The sequence below is a fragment of the Sphingobacterium kitahiroshimense genome, assembly GCF_025961315.1.
In the GTDB taxonomy this organism is placed as follows: Bacteria; Bacteroidota; Bacteroidia; order Sphingobacteriales; family Sphingobacteriaceae; genus Sphingobacterium; species Sphingobacterium anhuiense.
On record NZ_JAOQNK010000001.1, the window covers coordinates 3,069,667 to 3,091,850 of the forward strand.

Annotated in this window: 24 protein-coding genes; 13 read left to right on the forward strand and 11 right to left on the reverse strand. The window is 36.4% G+C overall.

The window, feature by feature from the left end:
- Positions 1-7 precede the first annotated feature (7 nt).
- Entirely contained in the window at positions 8-589 is a 582-nt protein-coding gene (gene ruvA, locus M2265_RS13570; RefSeq protein ID WP_132772464.1) for a Holliday junction branch migration protein RuvA, read from the forward strand.
- A gap of 70 nt (positions 590-659) precedes the next feature.
- Positions 660-1,130, forward strand: a complete 471-nt coding sequence (locus M2265_RS13575) for a GAF domain-containing protein (RefSeq protein ID WP_132772466.1) — start codon at positions 660-662, stop codon at positions 1,128-1,130.
- A 6-nt stretch (positions 1,131-1,136) separates the two neighbouring features.
- Here M2265_RS13575 and M2265_RS13580 read toward each other — a convergent pair whose 3' ends face one another.
- From M2265_RS13580 to M2265_RS13630, 11 genes are all read right to left on the reverse strand, one after another.
- Positions 1,137-2,057, reverse strand: a complete 921-nt coding sequence (locus M2265_RS13580; protein ID WP_031287868.1) for a WD40 repeat domain-containing protein — start codon at positions 2,055-2,057, stop codon at positions 1,137-1,139.
- Between the two features lie 144 nt (positions 2,058-2,201).
- Positions 2,202-2,786 carry a bifunctional phosphoribosyl-AMP cyclohydrolase/phosphoribosyl-ATP diphosphatase HisIE gene (gene hisIE, locus M2265_RS13585; RefSeq protein ID WP_132772467.1) on the reverse strand — a complete coding sequence of 195 codons (585 nt, stop codon included), beginning with the start codon at positions 2,784-2,786 and terminating at the stop codon, positions 2,202-2,204.
- A gap of 61 nt (positions 2,787-2,847) precedes the next feature.
- Entirely contained in the window at positions 2,848-3,600 is a 753-nt protein-coding gene (gene hisF, locus M2265_RS13590) for an imidazole glycerol phosphate synthase subunit HisF (protein ID WP_132772469.1), read from the reverse strand.
- A gap of 2 nt (positions 3,601-3,602) precedes the next feature.
- The gene (locus tag M2265_RS13595; protein WP_132772470.1) at positions 3,603-4,355 is read right to left on the reverse strand and encodes a HisA/HisF-related TIM barrel protein; all 753 of its coding nucleotides are present in this window, start codon (positions 4,353-4,355) and stop codon (positions 3,603-3,605) included.
- Positions 4,356-4,375: 20 nt separating this feature from the next.
- A complete protein-coding gene (gene hisH / locus M2265_RS13600; protein ID WP_031287866.1) occupies positions 4,376-4,969 on the reverse strand; it encodes an imidazole glycerol phosphate synthase subunit HisH in 594 nt (197 codons plus the stop codon).
- A 154-nt stretch (positions 4,970-5,123) separates the two neighbouring features.
- Positions 5,124-6,263 carry a bifunctional histidinol-phosphatase/imidazoleglycerol-phosphate dehydratase HisB gene (gene hisB, locus M2265_RS13605; protein WP_132772472.1) on the reverse strand — a complete coding sequence of 380 codons (1,140 nt, stop codon included), beginning with the start codon at positions 6,261-6,263 and terminating at the stop codon, positions 5,124-5,126.
- A 4-nt stretch (positions 6,264-6,267) separates the two neighbouring features.
- A complete protein-coding gene (gene hisC / locus M2265_RS13610) occupies positions 6,268-7,326 on the reverse strand; it encodes a histidinol-phosphate transaminase (protein WP_132772473.1) in 1,059 nt (352 codons plus the stop codon).
- A 196-nt stretch (positions 7,327-7,522) separates the two neighbouring features.
- A complete protein-coding gene (locus tag M2265_RS13615; RefSeq protein ID WP_132772475.1) occupies positions 7,523-8,434 on the reverse strand; it encodes a ribonuclease Z in 912 nt (303 codons plus the stop codon).
- A gap of 1 nt (position 8,435) precedes the next feature.
- Positions 8,436-8,816 (reverse strand): STAS domain-containing protein, encoded by a 381-nt coding sequence (locus M2265_RS13620; protein ID WP_132772477.1) that lies wholly within the window; start codon positions 8,814-8,816, stop codon positions 8,436-8,438.
- 17 nt (positions 8,817-8,833) lie between these two features.
- Entirely contained in the window at positions 8,834-9,784 is a 951-nt protein-coding gene (locus M2265_RS13625; RefSeq protein ID WP_132772478.1) for a phosphoribosylaminoimidazolesuccinocarboxamide synthase, read from the reverse strand.
- Between the two features lie 49 nt (positions 9,785-9,833).
- Entirely contained in the window at positions 9,834-10,799 is a 966-nt protein-coding gene (locus tag M2265_RS13630) for a PhoH family protein (RefSeq protein ID WP_132772558.1), read from the reverse strand.
- A 355-nt stretch (positions 10,800-11,154) separates the two neighbouring features.
- Between M2265_RS13630 and M2265_RS13635 the strand changes: the two genes are divergently transcribed.
- The 11 genes from M2265_RS13635 (at position 11,155) to M2265_RS13685 (ending at position 22,160) form a co-directional block, all read left to right on the forward strand.
- Entirely contained in the window at positions 11,155-11,943 is a 789-nt protein-coding gene (locus M2265_RS13635) for an S-adenosyl-l-methionine hydroxide adenosyltransferase family protein (protein WP_132772480.1), read from the forward strand.
- Positions 11,944-12,017: 74 nt separating this feature from the next.
- Positions 12,018-12,542 (forward strand): hypothetical protein, encoded by a 525-nt coding sequence (locus tag M2265_RS13640; protein WP_132772482.1) that lies wholly within the window; start codon positions 12,018-12,020, stop codon positions 12,540-12,542.
- 59 nt (positions 12,543-12,601) lie between these two features.
- Positions 12,602-14,434: an ABC transporter ATP-binding protein gene (locus tag M2265_RS13645; protein WP_132772483.1), complete on the forward strand. Its 1,833-nt coding sequence runs from the start codon at positions 12,602-12,604 to the stop codon at positions 14,432-14,434.
- A gap of 96 nt (positions 14,435-14,530) precedes the next feature.
- Positions 14,531-14,938, forward strand: coding sequence for a hypothetical protein (locus tag M2265_RS13650; protein ID WP_031287862.1), 408 nt, complete (start codon positions 14,531-14,533; stop codon positions 14,936-14,938).
- A 73-nt stretch (positions 14,939-15,011) separates the two neighbouring features.
- Positions 15,012-15,671, forward strand: a complete 660-nt coding sequence (locus tag M2265_RS13655; protein WP_132772485.1) for a heme exporter protein CcmB — start codon at positions 15,012-15,014, stop codon at positions 15,669-15,671.
- A gap of 33 nt (positions 15,672-15,704) precedes the next feature.
- The gene (gene ccsA, locus M2265_RS13660; RefSeq protein WP_132772486.1) at positions 15,705-16,370 is read left to right on the forward strand and encodes a cytochrome c biogenesis protein; all 666 of its coding nucleotides are present in this window, start codon (positions 15,705-15,707) and stop codon (positions 16,368-16,370) included.
- A 28-nt stretch (positions 16,371-16,398) separates the two neighbouring features.
- Entirely contained in the window at positions 16,399-16,614 is a 216-nt protein-coding gene (locus M2265_RS13665; RefSeq protein WP_132772488.1) for a CcmD family protein, read from the forward strand.
- Between the two features lie 127 nt (positions 16,615-16,741).
- Complete coding sequence (locus tag M2265_RS13670) at positions 16,742-17,725, forward strand: DUF6427 family protein (protein ID WP_021189315.1); 984 nt, start codon at positions 16,742-16,744, stop codon at positions 17,723-17,725.
- A gap of 224 nt (positions 17,726-17,949) precedes the next feature.
- Positions 17,950-19,272: a hypothetical protein gene (locus M2265_RS13675; RefSeq protein ID WP_021189314.1), complete on the forward strand. Its 1,323-nt coding sequence runs from the start codon at positions 17,950-17,952 to the stop codon at positions 19,270-19,272.
- 13 nt (positions 19,273-19,285) lie between these two features.
- Positions 19,286-19,894, forward strand: a complete 609-nt coding sequence (lptC, locus tag M2265_RS13680) for an LPS export ABC transporter periplasmic protein LptC (protein ID WP_132772489.1) — start codon at positions 19,286-19,288, stop codon at positions 19,892-19,894.
- Between the two features lie 169 nt (positions 19,895-20,063).
- Positions 20,064-22,160 carry a peptidylprolyl isomerase gene (locus M2265_RS13685; protein ID WP_264599355.1) on the forward strand — a complete coding sequence of 699 codons (2,097 nt, stop codon included), beginning with the start codon at positions 20,064-20,066 and terminating at the stop codon, positions 22,158-22,160.
- Positions 22,161-22,184: the final 24 nt, after the last annotated feature.

A 22,184-nucleotide genomic window follows, 5' to 3' on the forward strand; every position in this document is an offset into this window, starting at 1 on the left:
TATCGCTATGTATGCATATTTTAACGGGAAATTAGCACATAAAGCACCTACCCATGTTATTCTCGACGTGGGTGGGATTGGCTATTATATCCATATTTCCCTCAATACTTTTTCCTTGATTAAAGACCAGGAGCAATGTAAGCTATTCATTTCTTTTCAGGTTAGGGAGGATGCGCATACCTTGTACGGATTTGCAACAGAAGGTGAAAAAAAACTATTTGAAAATCTGATTTCAGTATCAGGTATTGGTCCAAATACAGGGCGTATGATCCTTTCATCCAATACACCGGAAGAAATACAATCTGCTATTGTAAATGGTCAGGTTACACTGATTCAGCAAATAAAAGGTATTGGTCCTAAAACAGCGCAACGTTTGATTTTAGAATTGCAGGATAAGCTAAAAAAACAAGGTGTAGAATCCTTATCAACGATTCCAATGGCACAATCTGTACCAGACGAAGCATTATCTGCTTTGGTCATGTTAGGATTCAATAAAGCTACCTCAGAAAAAGTTTTAAATACTGTCATCCAAACGGATCCAAATCTGACCGTCGAAGGAATGATCAAATTAGCTTTGAAAAAGTTGTAAAGAAAGATTATTTATTTTTAACAAGCGCTATTATTCTGTTAACTTTGAACAGCATAATAGCGCTTTTTTTATGGCAGAAGATTTAACAATTAAAAAAGGAACAAAGGAAGAACAATATATTGCTCTTCTTCCTCAAATAAAAGGCTTGATCACCGGTGAAACGAATCAAATCGCTAACCTGGCAAATATTGCCGCAGCACTGAAGGAACAGTTCAATTTTTTCTGGGTAGGTTTTTACTTGATTGAGGGTGAGCAACTTGTACTAGCACCTTTTCAGGGACCAGTAGCCTGTACGCGTATCCAGTATGGTCGTGGCGTTTGCGGAACTTCCTGGAAAGAAAATAAAACCATTATCGTACCCAATGTGGATGAATTCCCCGGGCATATCGCTTGCAGCTCACTTTCAAAATCAGAAATTGTTATCCCTGTTTATAAGGGCAACAACATCATCGGTATTCTAGATGTAGATAGTAGCGAACTCAACGATTTCGATGCTGTCGATGAGCAATATTTAACTGAAATAGTTGCTTTGCTTTCTTAAGAATACCTAAGACAATTTCATCTCCCAGACTTTGATTAATTTATCATCACCTGCAGTGAGAAAGTATTTTCCAGAAGTAGTCCAAAGTCCGGTGTTGATCGATAAAGTATGCGAGTCATAAAATTTATCACGACTGACTGTTTTGCGTAAAGCATAGGTTTCCTCATCCCAAATTTTGAAAGATTTGTCCCGGCTAACCGTCGCAAATACTGGATAACTGGGATGTGGGTAAATGCCATATACGGTAAACATATGCGGAACAAACCCATGCTGCTCTTTTAAAGTTGCTACGTCGGAGATTTTCAATGCGGCATCTCTAGCTCCACTCAAGAGCTCAAGTCCGCTACGAGAGAAGATCAGACTCGTAATCGGCATGGTATGTTTCTGGTTCGCTAATAGAAAATGATAATCTTCTGCAGAGAATAAAAATATATCCCCGTTCTTATCTCCAAATGCGATTTTCTTTTGATCATGAGAAAGAGCAATCGTACGGATTGTATTTGAGGAAATAGCAAATTCATATATCTTCTTGTAATCTGTCAAACACCATACACTAGCAATACCGTCCTCCCCTACGACAACCAGCTCATTCTTGGTCGGAATACTCTGAAGGGCAAAAATTGCTTTCTTAGAAACTTGAATGCTCGCTATTAATTTTTGATTTTCAACATCAACAATCATAACTTTACCCTCACGAAGTGCGATCGCCAAAAAAGAGGTATTAGGGATAAGATGCAAGGCGTAAATTGAAGAACTTACAGCACAAAGAATGCGCTTGAATGACTTCGTTTGCAAATCCCATTCCACTACACCTTTATCATTTCCTCCAGAAAAGAACGTATTGGTAAAATATCCTCTCTCCAAAGCGAAGATAGGATTTTGATGTCCAGTTAATGTTGCTGCTAATTCCATTTCTAATGTATCCATAATCATATTACCCTATACAAACTTAGCTAAATTTACATCAACTAGAAGCTATATCAGTAAATTTACAGCGTATTATAAATCTTAAAAGGCACCCGTAGGTGCCTTTTTTACAAATTTTATACATCTTAATAACGTAGAACAATACTATTGATGTCTACCTTCGAGATTCTTAGCAATTGTCTCTAATGAAATTCCTTTTTCGCGTAATAATACGAGAAGGTGAAACAATAGATCAGAAGTTTCATTAATAAAATCATGCTCTGTTTCTGTCAATGCAGCGATAACAGTTTCTACGGCTTCTTCACCTACTTTTTGAGCAATCTTATTGATTCCTTTTGAACGCAAACGATTAACATATGATTCATCGGAAGGAAATTCATAGCGATGCTTGATGATTCGCTCTAGCTCCAGCAAGAAGTTTTGATTAAAATCAGTATTAAAACAACTGCGGCTACCTGTATGGCAAGTAGGGCCTGCAGGTCTCGCTTTAATTAATACCGTATCTTTATCGCAGTCAATATGTAAGCCAACAACCTCTAAAAAGTTCCCACTTTCTTCACCCTTAGTCCATAAGCGGTTTTTACTTCTTGAAAAAAAAGTAACACGCTTCTCGGCTTGTGTTTTTTGCCATGCTTCTTCGTTCATATAACCGAGCATTAACACTTCCAATGTTTGGGCGTCTTGTACAATTACAGGGACAAGTCCGTCACTTTTTGAAAAATCTAACATTTCTTTTAATTAGTATCGAGTACATGGTATGAAGTCATTAGAGTTGCTTTAGTAAGCAAATTTAACGTACTACAATACCATTACTCCTTAAAGTATTCTTTAATTCTGGGATAAGGATTTCACCGTAGTGAAACACTGATGCTGCCAAAGCGGCATCTACATTTGCCTGTTGAAATACATCGACAAAATGTTGCTGATTACCCGCACCACCGGATGCAATTAACGGAATAGTAATAGCATCATTGATTTTTTTCAATAATCCATTATCAAATCCATTCTTCGTTCCATCATGGTCCATAGATGTCAGCAAAATCTCACCTGCCCCCCTTTCCTGAGCTTCGTGTACCCAATCCTCCGTTTTGATATCAGTCTTGATACGGCCTCCACTTAAGTGGACAAAGTTTTGACCTTCTAGAAAACGCGTATCAATCGCAACAACAACAAATTGTGCACCAAACGCTGCGGCAAGATCATTGATCAATTGTGGATTACGAACAGCAGCAGAGTTGATCGAAATCTTATCCGCTCCAGCATTCAACAAAATCTCAGCATCTTTCATTTCGTTAATTCCACCTCCGATTGTAAATGGAATATTGACCTGACGCGCAACAGCCTTAACCAGGTCAATAGTTGTTTTACGCCCTTCATGCGTGGCTGCAATATCTAAAAAGACCAATTCATCAGCCCCCTGTTCAGAATACTGCCATGCCAATTCAACTGGGTCACCAGCATCACGTAAATCAACAAAATTAACTCCCTTTACTGTGCGGCCATCTTTAACATCAAGACAAGGAATTATACGTTTTGCTAACATCCCTAGAAGTTAATTAACGATTTCAAATTCCAATCTTTAATCTCTTCAATTGAAATTCTATTCTCATAGATCGCTTTACCAACAACAACAGACTCCATTCTTCCCAATGATTTTAAGTTGCTGATGTCTTCCATTGAACTGATACCACCAGATCCGATTAATTTAATTATAGGAGAATGATCTAATAGTTTTTTATATAATTCAACACCAGCACCGCCTAATTTACCATCTTTGCTGATATCAGTACATAAGAAACGGTAAAAACCTAAAGCTAAACATTTGTCGATATATGCAATTAACTTGATTGGAGAAGATTCCAACCAACCTGAATATTTAATCACCTCGTCCAATACATCAATTGCAATAACGATATGATCGGCATATTTAACTTTACCCTCATTCAAGGTACTTAATTCTTCCAAGAATGATGGATTAGTGATTGCCTGAGTACCAACAATAACACGGTAAATACCAGCATCAACCAATTCTTTAACTTTTTCAATACTGCGAACACCGCCACCGTATTGAATTTTCATTTCTGTTTTTTGAATGATATCAAATAAATATTCTTGATTACTAAAATCACCTTTTGCACCATTTAAATCAATGATATGTACCAATTCTGTACCATTTGCATGATACTTCTCAATCTGCTCTTCTAAACTGATTTCATAAGTAGTAACATCGTCATAATTTCCTTCTCTTAGACGAACAACTTTCTTATCTAATACATCAATTGCGGGTATAATATACATTGTAAACTGTTTTTTATTTTCTAACTTAATTTTGAAAAATTCACTAATAATTGCTCGCCAGCCTTTCCTGATTTTTCAGGATGAAACTGCACACCATAAAAATTACCTTTTGCTATAGCGGCCGAAAATGGCAATCCATAAGCACACATTGCTGCCGTGTATTTCGCATCATACTCAATGAAATACGAATGTACAAAGTAAAAATAAGCATTATCTTCTATATTGCTGAATAATGGATTGTCATTTCTGATCGATACACTATTCCAACCCATATGCGGAACTTTTTCCTTGATTTTTTTATCAAAGTGTAAGGTCTTCAAAGGTATAATGGATAATAAAGAGGCATTTCCTTCTTCTGAGAAATCCGTTAGCAACTGCATGCCCACACAAATACCCAGAACAGGCTTATCAATGTTATGGATACATGAAGCTAAACCTGAGTCACGCAGTTTTTGCATCGCTGCACCTGCATGCCCTACTCCAGGAATGATAATACGATCATATTGTTCCAGCTCTTCTTCCTTGTTGACCATGCCATAGGCTAGTCCAACACGATCTAAAGCTGCTGTCAATGAAAATATATTACCGGCTCCGTAATTTATAATTCCTATCATTTTTGTCTTTTTAGATGTCAGATAATAAATATCAGACATGAGATTGAAGATATCTGATTTTCTTATATTCTATTTTTTTTTAGAAATTAGGAAACAATATACGGTCTCCAATCTATTATCTATCGTCTCAAATCTAATATCTCTAATCTATCGATTACAAAACTCCTTTCGTACTCGGGAGCTCCATATTATCAGCATCACGACGTACAGCTTTCTTTATTGATTTGGCAAAGGCCTTAAATATTGCTTCGATCTTATGGTGCTCATTGTCACCTTCAGCTTTGATATTTAAATTAGACTTAGATGCATCCGAAAATGATTTGAAAAAGTGGAAAAACATCTCTGTAGGCATATCACCAATTTTCTCACGCTTAAAATCAGCTTCCCAAACAATCCAATTACGGCCACCAAAATCCAAAGCAACCTGCGCTAAGCAATCATCCATAGGTAATGTATATGAATAACGTTCAATACCACGTTTATCACCCAAAACCTTTAAGAATACTTCTCCCAGCGCAATACCAGTATCTTCTATCGTATGATGTTCATCAATATGTAAATCACCCTTCGCTTTTACTGTCAGATCGATTGCACCATGACGGGCAATCTGATCCAGCATATGGTCAAAAAATGGCAAACCTGTTTCAATATCACCTTTTCCTGAACCATCTAAATTCAATTTGATATAAATATCCGTTTCATTCGTTTTACGATGATGTTCACCGGTGCGTGTTCCTAACTTCAGGTATTCATAAATAGACTTCCAGTCGGTTGTTTCAAGACCAATTGTTTCTGCATCAATCTGCACATTTTCCAAAGCCCCCAAGTCATCATTATTACGTAGCCAAATAGCTTTAGCACCTAGATTTTGAGCCAGCTTTACATCATTGACACGATCTCCGATAACAAAAGACTGTGCTAGATTATATTGTGAAGGATCGAAATAATCCAATAGCATACCAATACCTGGCTTGCGTGTAGCCGCATTTTCATGAGGAAACGTACGGTCGATATGTTCTTTAGAAAAAACTACACCTTCAGCCGCAAATGTATCCAGTATAAATTGATGGACAGGCCAAAAGTTTTCTTCTGGATGAACATCTGTACCCAGACCATCTTGGTTAGAAACTAATACTAAGTCGAAATCTAATTCTTTCGCGATGCGTGGAAGGTATTGCAATGCACCTGGGTAAAATTTAAGTTTAGCAAAAGAATCAATTTGTTGATCCTCAGGCTCCAAAATTAAAGTACCATCACGGTCGATAAACAATACACGTTTTAGCTGATTAGGCATTATTTTATATGTTGATTGTGGTTAATTTTTCCAATAATATACGATTCTCTTCTGGTGTACCGATTGTAATTCGAAGACAGCCTTCACAAAGTTCAACTTTCGAGCGGTCACGTACAATGATGCCGTGTGATACCAAATAGGCATATACTGCTCTTGGATCATTCATTTTTACCAAAATAAAGTTGGCGTCAGAAGGAGTAATGTGTTGGACCATATCCAGTTTGTACAATCCCTGCACTAACTTTTCACGTTCCACCACAGTTTGTTTGATCCAGCCATTAACCTGATCAACTTGATCTAATGCTTCCAGAACAATATCCTGTGTCGCTTGGTTAATGTTATACGGTGGTTTTATCTTATTGAACACCGAAATAATTTCGATACTTGCAAAGGCCATCCCTAAACGTAAAGCTGCTAAGCCCCATGCTTTTGAAAGCGTCTGTAAAACAACTAAATTTTGGTATTCGGCCAATTCCTGAGTAAAGGATTTAGTTTGTGAAAAATTAATATAAGCTTCATCCACCACAACCAGACCATCAAAGTTGTTCAAAATGGTTTCGATATCATGACGATTTATCGTATTACCGGTTGGATTATTCGGTGAACAAATGAAGATCAATTTAGTATGCTCATCGACAGCATTTTCAATGCCCTCTAAGTCCAATTGATACTCCTTTGTTAAATTTACCTTCCGAAAAGCAACATCGTTGATGTTGGCTGAAACCTCATACATGCCGTATGTAGGTGGGACTAAAATTACATTATCAACACCTGGACGACAAAATGCACGAAATAAGATATCAATAGCTTCGTCACTTCCATTACCTAAGAACATATTCTCTGCAGGCACTCCTTTAATATGTGCTAGCTTATGCTTAAGTTGATGTTGCAGAGGATCTGGATAACGGTTATAGTTATGCGCTAAAGGAGAACCAAAAGCGTTTTCATTGGCATCAATTAAGATAGATGCTTCCCCCTTGAATTCATCTCTAGCAGAAGAATAAGGTACGAGATTTTTAATATTTTCCCGTAAAAGTTTCGTTAAGTTGAATGGAGTGTCCATTAAATTATTAAATTTTAAATCGTAAACTTAGATAAATTTGCTTACATCCACAATATAATTACAGATCAATAGAAATTTAGCCTTATTTATTGTTAGTTCATAGGTATTGACGCATGCTGCTCAAATATAACTTTATTGCTCCCTTCTGAGAATTTTTGGCGTAATTTAATATAACAGGGAGATTTTACAAATAACATTATACCGAAAACCATTTTCCCTCTTGCGATAGCATCGTTTTCGGGAAAACAGACTGCGCCTCAAGTAATAAAGGCTGTAAATCTTTATATCGTGCAGAATAATGACCTAATAATAATTTATCTGCATGCGTTTCCTTTGCTATCTCTGCGGCCTCCAAGGCTGTCGTATGAAAAGTTTCCTTTGCACGATCGACCATCTCATGGAGAAAAGTAGATTCGTGGTAGATTAATGTCGCATGTTGAATATAGGGTAAGTAGTTTGCTGTACGAATGGTATCTGAACAATACACATAACTGCGGGATAATGGTGCAGGTAAAGTATAGTCTGATGCGCTGAATACCTGCCCATCTTCACGAACATAGTCCACCCCGTTTTTCAATAATTGATAATAAGCAACAGGAATACCGGCCTCCTCAATATCTTCTACAAGTAGGTGGCGTGAACGCTGTCCCTCGTCAAAGCGAAAGCCCGTACAGGGAATTCGGTGAGTCAAAGGGAATGTACTTACTTTAATGGTTCTATTTTCAAAAATAACCTGTGGTTCTTCGGCAGAAGTTTCATGGAAAATAAGATCGTAGCGAAGTAATGTCTCTGAATATTTAAACTGAACAGCCAATATTTCATCAAGTCCCTTTGGTCCATAAAGGTGTAAATCACTTTTACGCCCAATCAGGTGCATGGAGGACAATAACCCAACTAAACCGAGGTAATGATCTCCATGCAGATGACTGATAAAAATATGATTTATTTTATTGCTTTTAATGCCATAACGGCTAAGCTGCATTTGTGTACCTTCTCCACAATCAATTAAGAACAATTGCTCATTGAAGTTTACGACTTGACTAGTTGGATGCCTATCATACATAGGCGTTGCGGAACTATTCCCTAAAATCAAAACTTCAAATCGCATATTATTTTTCTTTCTCTCCTCTATAATCTAATTCAATTTCGTGTGCAAAAACACGGTCTTCAGCATCTTTAACAGAGTTTACGATCGTAAAGTTGGTCTGTAGGTGAGACATTTCCAATACCTCAAGGACTTCAGAGTCCAAGTTTGCTAGAATGAATAGCCCACCACTTGAATCACAAAGACGATTTGCCAATAGTGCCAAGCGAATACTGCTTTCGTCTATTTTACGCACATTAGATAAATCTAAAATAATATTACGTTGACCAACCGTGTTTCTCAACAAAAACTCACCTTTTAATTTAATCGCTTTTTCCGCATCTAAGCTATCACAAAGCGGTTCTATTACAATATAGCGGTCATGCTTATCAATCGTATATTTCATAATTTAGATCCTTTCTCTTAATATTTTAGTTGTTTTAAAGCTTGAGTCACATTCCGTTCTACACGTTCCAAAACATCTTCTTGATTTGGATAAACAAACTTCTCGCCTACAATATGCTCATAAAGTTCGATATATCGCTCAGAAATTGATTTTATTATTTCATCTGTCATTTCCGGAACCTGCTGTCCATCTTTACCTTGAAATCCGTTTTCAATTAACCATTTGCGTACAAACTCTTTCGACAATTGCTTTTGTGCTTCACCACTCGCCTGACGTTCAGCATAACCCTCCGCATAAAAATAACGGGAAGAATCTGGTGTATGAATTTCATCAATCAAAATAATCTGACCATCTTTTTTGCCAAATTCATATTTGGTATCCACCAAGATCAATCCTCTTTCGGCTGCGATTTCAGTACCTCGTTGAAATAATGCTTTTGTATATTTCTCCAACTGGATATAATCTTCTTCACTCACGATCCCTCTTGCTAAAATAGCATCTCTTGAAATATCCTCATCGTGACCTACTGCTGCTTTTGTCGTGGGAGTAATAATAGGTTCTGGTAATTTATCATTTTCTTTCAATCCCTCTGGCAGCGCTTCGCCACATACCGAACGTTTTCCTGCACTATACTCTCTCCAAGCGTGACCAGATAAATAGCCACGGATCACCATTTCTACTTTAAAAGGCTCACACATTTTACCAATGGTAACACTTGGGTCCGGAACAGAAACTACCCAGTTTGGCAGAATATCTTCCGTTGCTTTCAAAAATTTTGCAGCGATCTGATTCAACACCTGTCCCTTATACGGGATAGGTCTTGGTAAAACCACATCGAATGCCGAAATACGATCTGAAGCCACCATAGCTAAATATTCATGAGCAATGGTATATACATCACGTACTTTACCTCTGTAAAAAGAGGTTTGATTTTCGAAATTGAAATTTGTTTCTTGTATTGCGTTCATATATTGATGAATGGATAGTATCTCTCTATCTCAAATTTATTATTGACTATTAAATATCTCCGTAAGCCTCTAAAATGCGTTTCACTAATTTGTGCCTCACAACATCTGAACCGTTTAAATGTATAATATCAATACCCTCAATATTATCCAGCAATCGTACAGCAGTTGCTAGTCCTGACTGATTCTTTCTTGGTAAATCGATCTGCGTCACGTCACCCGTAACAATGAATTTTGCTGTCGGTCCCATTCGGGTTAAAAACATTTTCAATTGCATATCGGTTGCATTCTGTGCCTCATCCAAAATCACAAAACAATTATCTAAAGTACGTCCACGCATAAAAGCTAACGGAGCGACCTCAATGGTTCTATTCTCGAGATATCCTTTAAGTTTTTCTGCTGGAATCATATCATCAAGCGCATCGTATAAAGGACGTAAGTAAGGATCAACTTTTTCTTTTAGATCTCCCGGAAGAAAGCCCAAATTTTCTCCAGCTTCAACAGCCGGTCGTGTTAAGATGATACGTTTGATTTCTTTATTGCGTAATGCACGGACCGCTAAGGCAACAGCGGTGTAGGTTTTACCTGTACCTGCAGGACCTATAGCGAAAAGGATGTCATTGTTCGTGATGCTATCCACCATCTTTCTTTGATTCGGTGTACGTGCACGCACAATAATGCCATTAGGCCCAAAAACAATAGGCTCGGAACCGACACTTGCAGCTTTATCAGCAAGCATTTTTTCTTCCAGTACAGCAGATCCCGAAGTTGTCTGCATCAGGTTTTCCAAATCCATTAAGGAAAGTTTATTGTACTTTTCCAAATGGTTGATAACATCGTCAAAGGAATTTTTGAAAGATTCAAGTTGCTTTTCATCACCCAATACCTTCATCTCATTACCCCTAGCTACAATTCTCAATTTTGGATACTGTTTTTTTATGTAGTCAAAGTGCTCATTCTGAGCGCCCCAAAGTATCGCTAAATTGATAGCATCCAATGTAATTTGTAATTCGTTCAAATCATTCAATTTAAGGTGAATTATTTCCATATTGGCCTGTTACCTACAAACATCAACCAATATCCAAAAATACAGTATTAATATCAATTTTAGCATCAGAATATGCAACAAAAATAAAAAAAAGAGTTCATTTTTTATTTTTATATTGGTGGATATCAAGATTAAAAACATCCAACTCAAATCGATCGGATCGAATATGTACATTCTATTTATTTTTATCAGAAGACATTACGTACTTTTGCGTACCTTTTCTTTTTTTTGAGTTAATTTTACTTTAATTTTGAGGATTAAGTTTATATATTAAAACCTTAACAAAAAGAATTCTAGGGTATATCATAAAGGGTAATTAAGAAGAATGGGAGTTATTACATTAACAACAGATTTAGGACATAAAGATTTCTATCAAGCAGCACTTAAAGGCAGTTTGATATCGGAACTTCCGGATGTTCGAATTGTTGATATTACACACGAAATACCTGCCTTCAATATTCCGAGAGCAGCTTTTGTGCTGGCCAATGCTTATCATTATTTCCCAAAAAAAACAGTCCATATCATTGGAATCAACACCTTATTTCATGAAGGATCACGTTACGTGGCAATGATGTATAATGATCACTTCTTTGTAGGTGCTGACAATGGCATCTTTAGCTTACTCTTAAATGGTGATAAACCTCAAGAACTTGTTGAACTTAATTTGATTCAGGATCTTCGATACTTACATTTTCCACTTGCTGATATTTTGACCAAATCGGCCTGTCACATTGCTAAAGGCGGTAAATTAACGGATATTGGCAATTCCATAGATCAAACCGTTGAAAAAGTCACATTACAACCTATATATGACAATGATACCATCCGCGGTAATGTCGTCTATGTCGATGCTTTTGGAAATGCGATTACCAATATCTCCAAGGAACTATTTAACCGTGTACAAAAAGGTCGAAGCTTCACACTCTATTTTAAAAGAAGTGAAACCATCACTAATTTATCATGGAACTACAATGAGGTAACGGAGGGAGAAAAACTATGTTTGTTTGGAATCAGTAATTACCTGGAGATCGCTATGAATAAAGCAAACGCAAGTCAGCTCTTAGGATTATTTGATGATGAATCTCATATCATCAGAATCGAATTCCACAATTAATAACAAAACGAGCGATTAAACTTTTATTCCTTTTTTTTGTCTTATCCAAGATTTTAAAAAAATATCATTTGAATATGCAGTTTATAAAAAGTCTTTCTTTTCTTCTATTCTTTCTGACAGGTTTTGCTGTTAGCGCACAAAATGCAGACTCAACTTCCTTTGAGGCACAACGTATGCGTGTCAATAAACTTATTGAAGATCGTAAAGTAAAATTTGGAGAATACGATCTAAGTCTGGAAAAGAAATCAGCCATATTTGGGCTTTTTAAATCGAAAGATGATATGCAGCGCACCATAGATATTTTAAAAAATATCGTCATCACTGACAACAATATTTTTTTGGAAACACGTAGACTCATCAGCATCAAAGATGATGAAAAACAGAAGTTCCAGAATCTAGCTTCGGAATATGACAAACAGGTTTCTGCTTACATGGGTACCATCAATAAGCTGCAAAAAGAGAATGAGAAACTCAAAAAAGATATAGAAAACCTAGAAGGAAGTGACAATAGTTCAAATATTTTACTTTATATCGCCCTCGCTATCATAGCTGTTCTGAGTTATTTCGTATATCGAAATCAAAAAATTACTAAAGGATGATAAGTGATTAATGAAGAGTAGTTACTTTTGCAGGTCTCAATATTAAATTGATTGGTGCTATGGCAAGAGGATTTAACAGCGGAAATAAGCAAGAAGAAGAACTACCAAAACCGAAACTTAATAAGGAATTATTAAAAAGAGCGGCACAAATACTAGCGTATCTAAAACCATTTAGAACCAAGTTTTTGTTAGGAATGCTTTTCTTGATACTTTCAAGTTTGGCAATGCTGACTTTCCCAGCACTTTTAGGTGCAATGATTGATGCTTCTGAAGGAAAACAAACTTACACATGGCTCCCAGCCGATGTTTTTGAAATAGGATCCATCGCTTTTGTTATCCTCACTTTTACTTCCATTGTCTCTTTTTTTAGAATTCGTTTATTTGTGGAGATTGCAGAAAAATCTCTCGCATCAATTCGCCGGGATTCATACCAGAAATTGATATCACTTCCCATGGAGTATTTTGCCAATCGTCGCGTTGGCGAACTCAATAGTAGGTTATCTGCAGATTTAGCGCAGATACAAGACACCATGACAACTACTTTAGCTGAAATCTTGAGACAGTGTATCAGCTTAGCATTTGGTGTTGCATTATTAGTTTTTGTATCACCAAAGCTAGCTTTAATGAACTTATGCATTTTGCCAGTACTCGTTGTAACAGCTATTGTATTTGGTAAATTCATCAGAAATCTATCACGTCAGGCTCAAGATAAATTGGCAGAATCTAACACCATCGTGCAAGAGACATTACAGGGAATCAGCAATGTTAAAGCTTTTGTCAATGAATATTATGAATCAAACAGATATTCCAATAAACTAGATGCCGTTGTTGGCTTAGCAGTAAAAGGTGCAACATATCGTGGTGCATTTGCTTCCTTTATCATCTTCTGTATCTTTGGTGCTGTCATTGCAGTGATCTGGTACGGTTCTACGCTAGTGTTTTTAGGAGAAATGTCTGTTGGAGATTTGACCACTTACATTCTATATTCGATGTTCGTTGCTGGATCTATGGGTAGTTTTCCAGAACTCTATGCCAATATTCAGAAAGCTCTGGGAGCAAGCGAACGCGTACTGGAAATTCTACAGGAAGAACAGGAAAGTATCACAATCGATGAATCTTCTAAAGAGATCCGTAAACATTTTCATGGTGATCTGACTTTCAACCATGTATCTTTCTCTTATCCTAGCAGACCTGATATTAAAATATTAAAAGATATTACCTTTCATGCGAAAGCTGGACAAAAAATTGCGATCGTCGGCCCGAGTGGTATCGGTAAGTCAACTATTGCTTCATTGGTCTTGCAATTTTACAAACCTGACAGCGGAGAGATTCTATATGATGGGATGAGCAGCGCTGACTATTTATTGTCTGACATCCGTAATCAAGTCGCCATTGTTCCACAAGACGTCTTACTTTTTGGCGGTACTATTCGTGAAAATATTGCTTATGGACGCCTAGACGCTGATGCTGACCATATCATTACAGCTTCAAAACGTGCAAATGCACATGATTTTATTATGAATTTCCCGGAGGGCTATGATACACTGGTAGGTGAAAGAGGGGTTAAATTATCCGGAGGTCAACGTCAACGTATCGCAATTGCGCGCGCTTTATTGAAAGATCCTGCGATCCTTATCCTGGATGAAGCAACATCATCATTGGATTCCGAATCAGAAAGACAAGTACAATTAGCACTTGAAGAATTAATGAAAGGAAGAACTTCCATTATCATCGCACATCGATTGTCTACTATTGTAGACTCGGATCAAATTATGGTCATCGAAAACGGCGTGGTGTCCGAATCAGGAAATCATATCGAATTAATGAGCAAAGGTAGTGGACTATACCATCACCTGTACTCATTGCAATCCAAACATAAGATTGAAGTGTAAAAAAATGTTAATTCATAAGCCCATTTAAAACTTTTCTCTGTATCAACTGTTTAATTGGTATCATAGTTGAAAGAAGTATATTAAAATATGAGCGATATGAAAAATAAAAATGGATTAGTTGCATTTGCGTTAATAGGTTTAGCAGCAGGTGCTGCAGCATGGTATTTATTAGGTACTGATGATGGCAAGAAACAATTAAGTCGTGCTAATGACGGAATTAAAGATCTGACTCGTTCTCTAAAAGATGTATCAAAAAGAGAAGCAAAAAGAGCTCGGAAATTAGCAAACCAGGCTTCCGAAGAATTACATGCTTTAAAAAATAAAGCTGCTGAAGGATTTGGATCATTGAAAGATAAAGCTTCTGATGAAGTGGATGCTTTAAAAAATAAAGCAAAAGAAGTAGGCAGAGAAGCATTGAATAATACCAATAGCGCTGCTCATAAATTAGCAGATCACGTTGACGATGCTGTCGATACAGCAAAAAGCAAAGTTGATAAAGCCTAAAACCTTTTAAAATTTACTTCCTCGTTGCACTATTCATTCAGCTTATTACATTTCATTTGTATCTTTGCGCTGTATGAATTTACTACAACAAGTAAAAACTTTAGTCTATAAAGATGCTATTCTAGAGTGGCGATCCAAATATGCCATCAATAGCATTTTACTATATGTAATATCTACAGTATTTGTTTGCTATCAAGCATTCAAATCTGTAGATGCTACGGTATGGAACGCTTTATTTTGGATTATCATGCTCTTCGCATCGGTGAATGCCATTAATAAGAGTTTTACACAAGAAAACCAACAACGCCAACTTTATTATTACTCCATCGTAAACCCGAAAGCAGTTATACTCGCTAAAATCTTTTATAATATGTGCTTGATGGCATTTTTGGCCGTAGTTGCATACATCACCTACTCTGTAATTTTTAAAAATCCATTAGGCGATCCCGTTTTATACTTTTTTGCAGTCATCCTGGGCAGTGTCAGTTTTTCTTCTGTTTTCACTATGGTTTCGGGTATTACTTCTAAAGCTGGAAATAACAGCACTTTAATGGCCATCCTGAGTTTTCCCGTTATTATTCCGTTGCTTATTGTACTGATTAAGCTGTCACAGAATGCAATGCAGGGTATGGATAGAGCAGAAAGTTTGAATGAAATCGTCGTTTTAATTGCAATTAATATCATCACAATCACTGTTTCTTTATTGTTATTTCCTTACCTTTGGCGTGATTAATTGCACAATTACAGTTTTTAAATATTCATAAAAATGAGAAAAAGTTGGTGGAAAATTTTGGCAGTAGTCTTAATTTCATTGGTCATCATTGCAGGGCTACTAGGTCCAGTACCTGCTTTATTCCTTCTTCATGAAACCATCCGAAATATTTACTTCCATGTCCCGATGTGGTTTGCAATGCTATTCCTTTATACAATATCTGTTATCTACAGCATCAAGTACTTGAATACGGGTAAGCAAGAGTATGATTTAATGGCGGTAGAAGCTGTAAATACCGGGATTACATTTTGTTTTATGGGATTAGCCACAGGTATGCTATGGGCAAATATTACCTGGGGAGAAGCATGGCCCAATGATCCTAAATTGAATGGATCTGCCATTGCGACATTGATGTACTTGGCCTACTTGGTCTTAAGAAATGCGCTTGAAGAGGAGCAGAAAAGAGCTAAAATATCTGCCGTATATAATATTTTTGCTTTTCCTATCATGATTGTTTTGCTTTATATCTTACCAAAACTGACTGATTCACTGCACCCAGGAAGCGGAGGAAATAGCGCTTTCAGTAACCTGGACATGAACAATCAGTTAAGACCGGTATTTTATACAGCCGTCATTGGGTGGATTTTGATCGGTACTTGGATGTTTACCTTACGCTACCGTTTACGTATCATCGAACAGAAGCAAAATGAAATTAATTAATTTTTTGAAAAATCTTATTACAATTGATATGAAAAAGTTATCACTATCAATCGCTTTAGTCTTCATGACAACATTAAACATCTTTGCACAAAGCGAAATTGATATGGCGACCGGACTAAGAAGTTCAGGTAAAATATACGTGGTTGTTTTGGTTATGCTCGTTTTGTTCTTAGGAATAGCTGGTTATTTGTTTATCCTGGATAGGAAAATAACAAGATTAGAAAAGAAACAAAATCAAAAATAATTTTACAATATCATCTTATAAAAGGCAATGCTATCATATCAAAAATGTGATGGCATTGTTGGTTTTAATCAACCTAATTCGGAATTAAATAGTAATATTGTAGAGAACAACTTGTAACAAGGCATACATGATTATCAGTCAATTTAGGAAATTCACGCCCATTAATATCGTTCTTCTTATACTTATAGGATTTTTCTTATGCTTTGGCGTATTCATTCATCTGCCCGAAAGCCTGACTCCTATCCTATTTGAGCCCGCACTTGGTAATTTACTCGGAAAGGACGGTATCAATACCTTATCACCGCAAATGAATGTGCTGGTGACATTAGGATTAACCATTATTCAAGCGACCATCCTAAATCGAATCATCGGTCATTTCAACTTGTTGGGTAAACCAAGTTTTCTTGTTGCATTGATGTATTTGACTTTAGCCAGTTTGTTTTTACCATTTCTGGTTATATCACCTACCCTGATCTGTAATTTCATATCAGTATGGATGCTGAGCAAATTATTAAGTTTATACCGGCAACAAGATATCAAGGCACTGATGTTTGACCTGGGCATGATCGTAGCTATCGGTAGCTTGATCTATTTCCCTTTCATCATCATGTTTCTATTACTTTGGATCAGTCTCATCATTTTCAGACCATTCAACTGGAGAGAATGGATTTCACCGTTGTTGGGTTTTGCAACCATCTATTTTATCCTTGCGGTAATCTACCTTTGGTTAGGGAGATTTAAGGATTTCTATAGCATCTGGCTACCGCTGACGAAAACATTTCCAACAACAGTAACGATGGAAATTCATGATTACTTTGTACTTATACCCATCGTATTTAATTTGATACTTTTTCTCATCATTCTAAAAGATAATTTTTTTAAGAGCGTAGTACATATTCGAAAATCATTTCAGCTCTTATTTTTCATGTTGTTATTAGCAGTTGGTTCCTTTTATTGGAACAAGCAAATAACCGAAACACACTTTCTACTATGTGCACCTCCATTGGCAATTTATATGGCTTATTATTTCACACATGCAAAGAAAAAATGGCTTTTTGAGAGTGTATATGCAATCATTATTTTAACAATACTGTATTTTCAGTTTTTCTAAAATTTTAGCTATCAGGAGTTTAACCTTTTTTAACAAAATCAACTCTACAAGGTCGCAAAAATTAAATAGTTTTGTATGCTGATAGGATCATCTTAAAATATAAATTTGAACAGATTTTTAACCCGTTATACCGATCTTTTCGCATATTTTTAGAATCTTTGAAACACAAAACTTTAATATATTATTTATATAAAATAAAAGTTTCGCAACTTTAATCTATAATCATGCAGAAACGCTTTTTAAGCTCCATTACAAGTAAAGTACCTCAAGTGTTATTGACTTTAGGCTTATTATACAGCTCGTCAGCAGCATTTGCGCAGAAGTCGACGTCTGCATCACCTTATTCACAATTTGGCTTAGGTCAAATGCGTGAAGATCTACTACCTCAACATCGTGCGATGGGTGGCTTATCCACGGGTGTCCGTTACTTCGGTTCAGTTTATAATACGAATCCTAGTAATCCAGCTTCATACTCTGCTGCCCAATTCAGTACTTTTGATGCCGGTCTATATGGAAATTTCACCCAATTGAGTTCGAAAAATAAGTCAGATAATACGGCAGATTTTGCTTTCAGTCATATCACAATGACCTTCCCAATGAAAAAAGCGGGCGGTATCAGTATCGGTCTTTTACCATACTCAGATTTAGGTTACAACTCAAACAGTACACAAAAAATAGATACCGTTAATTACAGAAAAACATTTACCGGAGAAGGTGGGTTAACAAAAGCTTATTTCGGATACGGTGTTAATATCACGAAGAATTTCAGTGTCGGAGCTAATATTTCTTACCTATTTGGTACGTTAAATGATTTTAGCCGACTTGAATTGCCCTTTAACTACGGTCTGAACGTACAACAACAAGATAAACGTGAAATCCAAGGCGTAAGCTTTGACTACGGAGCGCAGTATTACAAAACGATCAATAAAGAATATTCTATAACAGTTGGTTATTCGGGATCATTGAATAATGCGATCCATGACCGCACAACATCATTTGTAACGCGTACGCTACCCTCAAACAATAGTGACGACACAAACATCGCTTTGGATACAGTGAGTCAAACTGAGCGAACAAGAAGAGATTTAAACCTTCCATTAAAACATAATGTAGGTATTACTTTTGCCAGAACAAACCGTTGGTTAGTAGGGGCAGAATTCAAATATGCAGACTGGTCGAAATTTCAGGTAAGAAAAAACGAAGAAAACTTAAAAACAAATTATGGATTTGCAATCGGTGGACAAATCACACCAGATCCAACTTCATTTAAATACACAAGCTTAATGGATTACCGTATCGGCTTCCGTTATAACAGAACGCAATACTTTATCAACAAACAGGATATCAATGATATGGCTATTACCTTTGGTGTTGGCCTTCCATTAGCAAGAAATCCTTACAGTGGTGCATTTTCCAAAATCAATATCTCTGCAGAACTGGGACAAATGGGAACCATGAACAATAGCTTGATCAGAGAGAGATACGTCAACTTGAATGTTGGTTTTACTTTAAATGACCGTTGGTTTAGAAGAAACTCCATTGATTAATCAAGAGACTGATATGGCAACACATACAATTGCCTCAAAAAAGCATTATACATTGCCTCTACTGCTCCTCATTGCAGTAGGGGCAATCTTCTTTACAGCTTGTGAACCCGATTTAAAAGAAGTAGATCGGATCGCTAATCTTAAAAAAGAAGAAGCCGTTGATATCTCTCGTCACGTCGACGTCATCTATAGCGATTCAACGATCGTAAAAGCACGGATGACTGCTCCTGAAATGCGCATTAAACATGATAGTACGCAAGTGTATGAATTCCCTAAAGGTATCCAGATCATATTCTATGATAAAGATGTTAAAGAAACACAACGTATTATCTCGGATTATGCGATTCAGCATGAAGCGGCAAAAACAACAACTTTCAAAAAGAACGTTGTCGTAACGATGGCAGACGGGTCAATCATTAAAACAGATGAAATCATCTACGATGAAGGCAAAGAATCTTTCTATAATAATATGCCTATAACGGCCTATTTCAAAGATAATAGAGGTAACCTGCAAGGATCTTCCTTTACTTCTGATAAGGATTTTAAAAAAATAAATATCCAAAATTCAACAGGTGTCATGCTCGTAAAAGACAATAGTATGTTCCCTTCATTTGGTCAATAAAATTTGCTCAAAACAAATTTGGATGAAATAAGTTTCCCTTAATCAGAAATAATTACTCTTTTTTTTATAAAAATTGTATCTTGCACCGCATTTAGGCATACTATTTCCTAAATAATGGTATTTTAAGTATTTAAACAATAATAAACACAATAAACAGACTATGGGATTAATGAGCTTTTTGCGCAACCGAGCTGGTTTCATTTTAACTGGAGCTATGGCTGTGGCAATTCTAGCATTTTTATTAGGAGATGTTGTCAAATCTGGAACTCCGTTTTGGGCTAAAAACCAAAATCGCGTAGCAGAAATAAATGGAGAGAAAATCGATTTCCAAGAATTCAACCAACAAGTTGATCAAACAGCAGAAATGTTTAAGCAACAAATGGGTGGTAACTTGACTCCTCAAATGAAATCATATGCTGTACAACAGGTATGGAATCAATTGTTGCAAAAAGAAATCCTAAAAAGCGAAATTGAAAAAATCGGCTTAGAGGTTGGTAAGAATGAATTAAATGATTTAGTAACTGGTAATCGTCCTTCTAATCAAATCGTTCAAGCTTTTACTGATCCACAGACAGGTCAATTTAATCGTAACCAATTGTTAACATTCATTTCACAATTAAACACTGCAGGTAATCCTCAGGCAGCACAACAGTGGGAAATGTTATTAGCAGCTGTAAAGGAAGAACGTTTGAACAATAAATACTCAAGCTTATTAAACAACAGTGTTTATGTTACATCTTTAGAAGCTAATGATGAATATCAACAACGCAATAAATTAGCAAATTTCAAATATGTATTATTGGATTATGCTGGCGTTAAGGATAGTGAAATTAAAATCACGGATGCTGATTATCAAGCATATTACGATGAGCATAAAAACTCATTTAAAAATCAAGAAGAAACTCGCTCTATCGAGTATGTTGTTGTAGATGCACGTCCTACTGCAAAAGATATCGATTATGCAAAAGAGACTATCAATAGATTGAAAACTGAATTAGCAGCTTCAACAAACGATTCTTTATTTGCATCGATCAACTCCGACAATAAATACCCTTACACTTTTGTTAAAAAAGGTCAATTAAGTCCAGCATTGGATTCAGTACTTTTCAATGTTCCGGCTGGAACTATTGTTGGTCCTTACGAATCTAACGGTCTATTTGAAATTGCTAAAGTAGCACAAACAACTGTTGGACCTGACTCCGTAAAAGCTAGTCACATTTTATTGAATGCAACTGCTGAAGGTGGTGTTCAGAAAGCATTAGCAAAAGCAGACTCAATCAAAGGTTTATTAGCGAAGGGAGAAAGCTTCTCTTCACTAGCTGTCCAATTCAGTACTGACCAAGGTAGTAAAGTAAATGGCGGCGAACTTGGAACATTCCCTCGTGGACAAATGGTTCCTGTTTTTGATAACGCTGTATTCAATGGAAAAACAGGTGATATTAAAGTTGTGGAATCACAATTTGGTGTACATATCATCAAAATCGAGAATCAAATTGGTTCTGCAAAATATGTTAAAGCTGCGATCGTAGATAAAGCGATTATCAGCGGTAAAGAAACATTAAACACGGCACATAGCAAAGCAAATGCTTTCTTGACTGCAGCTACAGCACAAAACTTTGCTCAAGAAGCTCAAAAATTAGGATTGAAAGCAACTACTGCAACTCGTGTTTTAGCAATGGATAATACATTAGACGGCAATGAAGCTCCAAGAGAATTGATCAAATGGGCATTCGAAGCTAAAAAAGATGATATTTCTGATCGTGTTTTTGAAACAGAACAATCGTATATATTAGCACGCCTTGTAGATGTACAACCTAAAGGTATCTTGCCTTTAGCAACTGTAAAAAAAGATATTGAGCCTGCTGTAAAAAATGCAGTTAAAGCAAAACTATTGGCAGAGAAAATGAATGCTGCCTTAAGCGGTGCTAGCTCTCTTGATCAGGTAGGACAGAAATTAGGTAAAACTCCAGTAGCAGTTGAAAATATCGTATTGGCAAATCCAGTTATCCCTGGAGTTTCTTTAGAAAACAAAGTGGTAGGTACTGTATTTGGTTTACAACCGAACAAACCATCTAAAGCAATTGAAGGTGCACAAGGTGTATACGCTGTTCAAGTGAATGGCTTTGTTAACCCTGCTGCGATTCCTGATTTAAATGCTCAGAAAAAACAAATTTTAGCCGGAAAACTGCAACGTTCTTGGGCTTCAATTTTCAAAGCTTTACAAGATAAATCAGAAATCACTGACAATCGCGTGAAATTCTTTTAAGATAATTTTAATTAACTTTGTAGC

Excerpts from the sequence above, each read along its gene's own strand:
- hisB (WP_132772472.1), bottom strand. The coding sequence starts at position 6,263 with ATGCCTAATCAGCTAAAACGTGTATTGTTTATCGACCGTGATGGTACT.
- M2265_RS13685 (WP_264599355.1), top strand. The coding sequence starts at position 20,064 with ATGAGCTTTTTGCGCAACCGAGCTGGTTTCATTTTAACTGGAGCTATG.
- hisIE (WP_132772467.1), bottom strand. The coding sequence starts at position 2,786 with ATGTTAGATTTTTCAAAAAGTGACGGACTTGTCCCTGTAATTGTACAA.
- M2265_RS13575 (WP_132772466.1), top strand. The coding sequence starts at position 660 with ATGGCAGAAGATTTAACAATTAAAAAAGGAACAAAGGAAGAACAATAT.
- M2265_RS13655 (WP_132772485.1), top strand. The coding sequence starts at position 15,012 with ATGAATTTACTACAACAAGTAAAAACTTTAGTCTATAAAGATGCTATT.
- ccsA (WP_132772486.1), top strand. The coding sequence starts at position 15,705 with ATGAGAAAAAGTTGGTGGAAAATTTTGGCAGTAGTCTTAATTTCATTG.
- M2265_RS13645 (WP_132772483.1), top strand. The coding sequence starts at position 12,602 with ATGGCAAGAGGATTTAACAGCGGAAATAAGCAAGAAGAAGAACTACCA.
- M2265_RS13670 (WP_021189315.1), top strand. The coding sequence starts at position 16,742 with ATGATTATCAGTCAATTTAGGAAATTCACGCCCATTAATATCGTTCTT.
- M2265_RS13650 (WP_031287862.1), top strand. The coding sequence starts at position 14,531 with ATGAAAAATAAAAATGGATTAGTTGCATTTGCGTTAATAGGTTTAGCA.
- M2265_RS13595 (WP_132772470.1), bottom strand. The coding sequence starts at position 4,355 with ATGTATATTATACCCGCAATTGATGTATTAGATAAGAAAGTTGTTCGT.
- lptC (WP_132772489.1), top strand. The coding sequence starts at position 19,286 with ATGGCAACACATACAATTGCCTCAAAAAAGCATTATACATTGCCTCTA.
- M2265_RS13665 (WP_132772488.1), top strand. The coding sequence starts at position 16,399 with ATGAAAAAGTTATCACTATCAATCGCTTTAGTCTTCATGACAACATTA.
- M2265_RS13620 (WP_132772477.1), bottom strand. The coding sequence starts at position 8,816 with ATGAAATATACGATTGATAAGCATGACCGCTATATTGTAATAGAACCG.
- M2265_RS13635 (WP_132772480.1), top strand. The coding sequence starts at position 11,155 with ATGGGAGTTATTACATTAACAACAGATTTAGGACATAAAGATTTCTAT.
- hisF (WP_132772469.1), bottom strand. The coding sequence starts at position 3,600 with ATGTTAGCAAAACGTATAATTCCTTGTCTTGATGTTAAAGATGGCCGC.
- M2265_RS13580 (WP_031287868.1), bottom strand. The coding sequence starts at position 2,057 with ATGGATACATTAGAAATGGAATTAGCAGCAACATTAACTGGACATCAA.
- hisC (WP_132772473.1), bottom strand. The coding sequence starts at position 7,326 with ATGGACACTCCATTCAACTTAACGAAACTTTTACGGGAAAATATTAAA.
- M2265_RS13675 (WP_021189314.1), top strand. The coding sequence starts at position 17,950 with ATGCAGAAACGCTTTTTAAGCTCCATTACAAGTAAAGTACCTCAAGTG.
- hisH (WP_031287866.1), bottom strand. The coding sequence starts at position 4,969 with ATGATAGGAATTATAAATTACGGAGCCGGTAATATATTTTCATTGACA.
- M2265_RS13640 (WP_132772482.1), top strand. The coding sequence starts at position 12,018 with ATGCAGTTTATAAAAAGTCTTTCTTTTCTTCTATTCTTTCTGACAGGT.
- M2265_RS13615 (WP_132772475.1), bottom strand. The coding sequence starts at position 8,434 with ATGCGATTTGAAGTTTTGATTTTAGGGAATAGTTCCGCAACGCCTATG.
- M2265_RS13625 (WP_132772478.1), bottom strand. The coding sequence starts at position 9,784 with ATGAACGCAATACAAGAAACAAATTTCAATTTCGAAAATCAAACCTCT.
- ruvA (WP_132772464.1), top strand. The coding sequence starts at position 8 with ATGTATGCATATTTTAACGGGAAATTAGCACATAAAGCACCTACCCAT.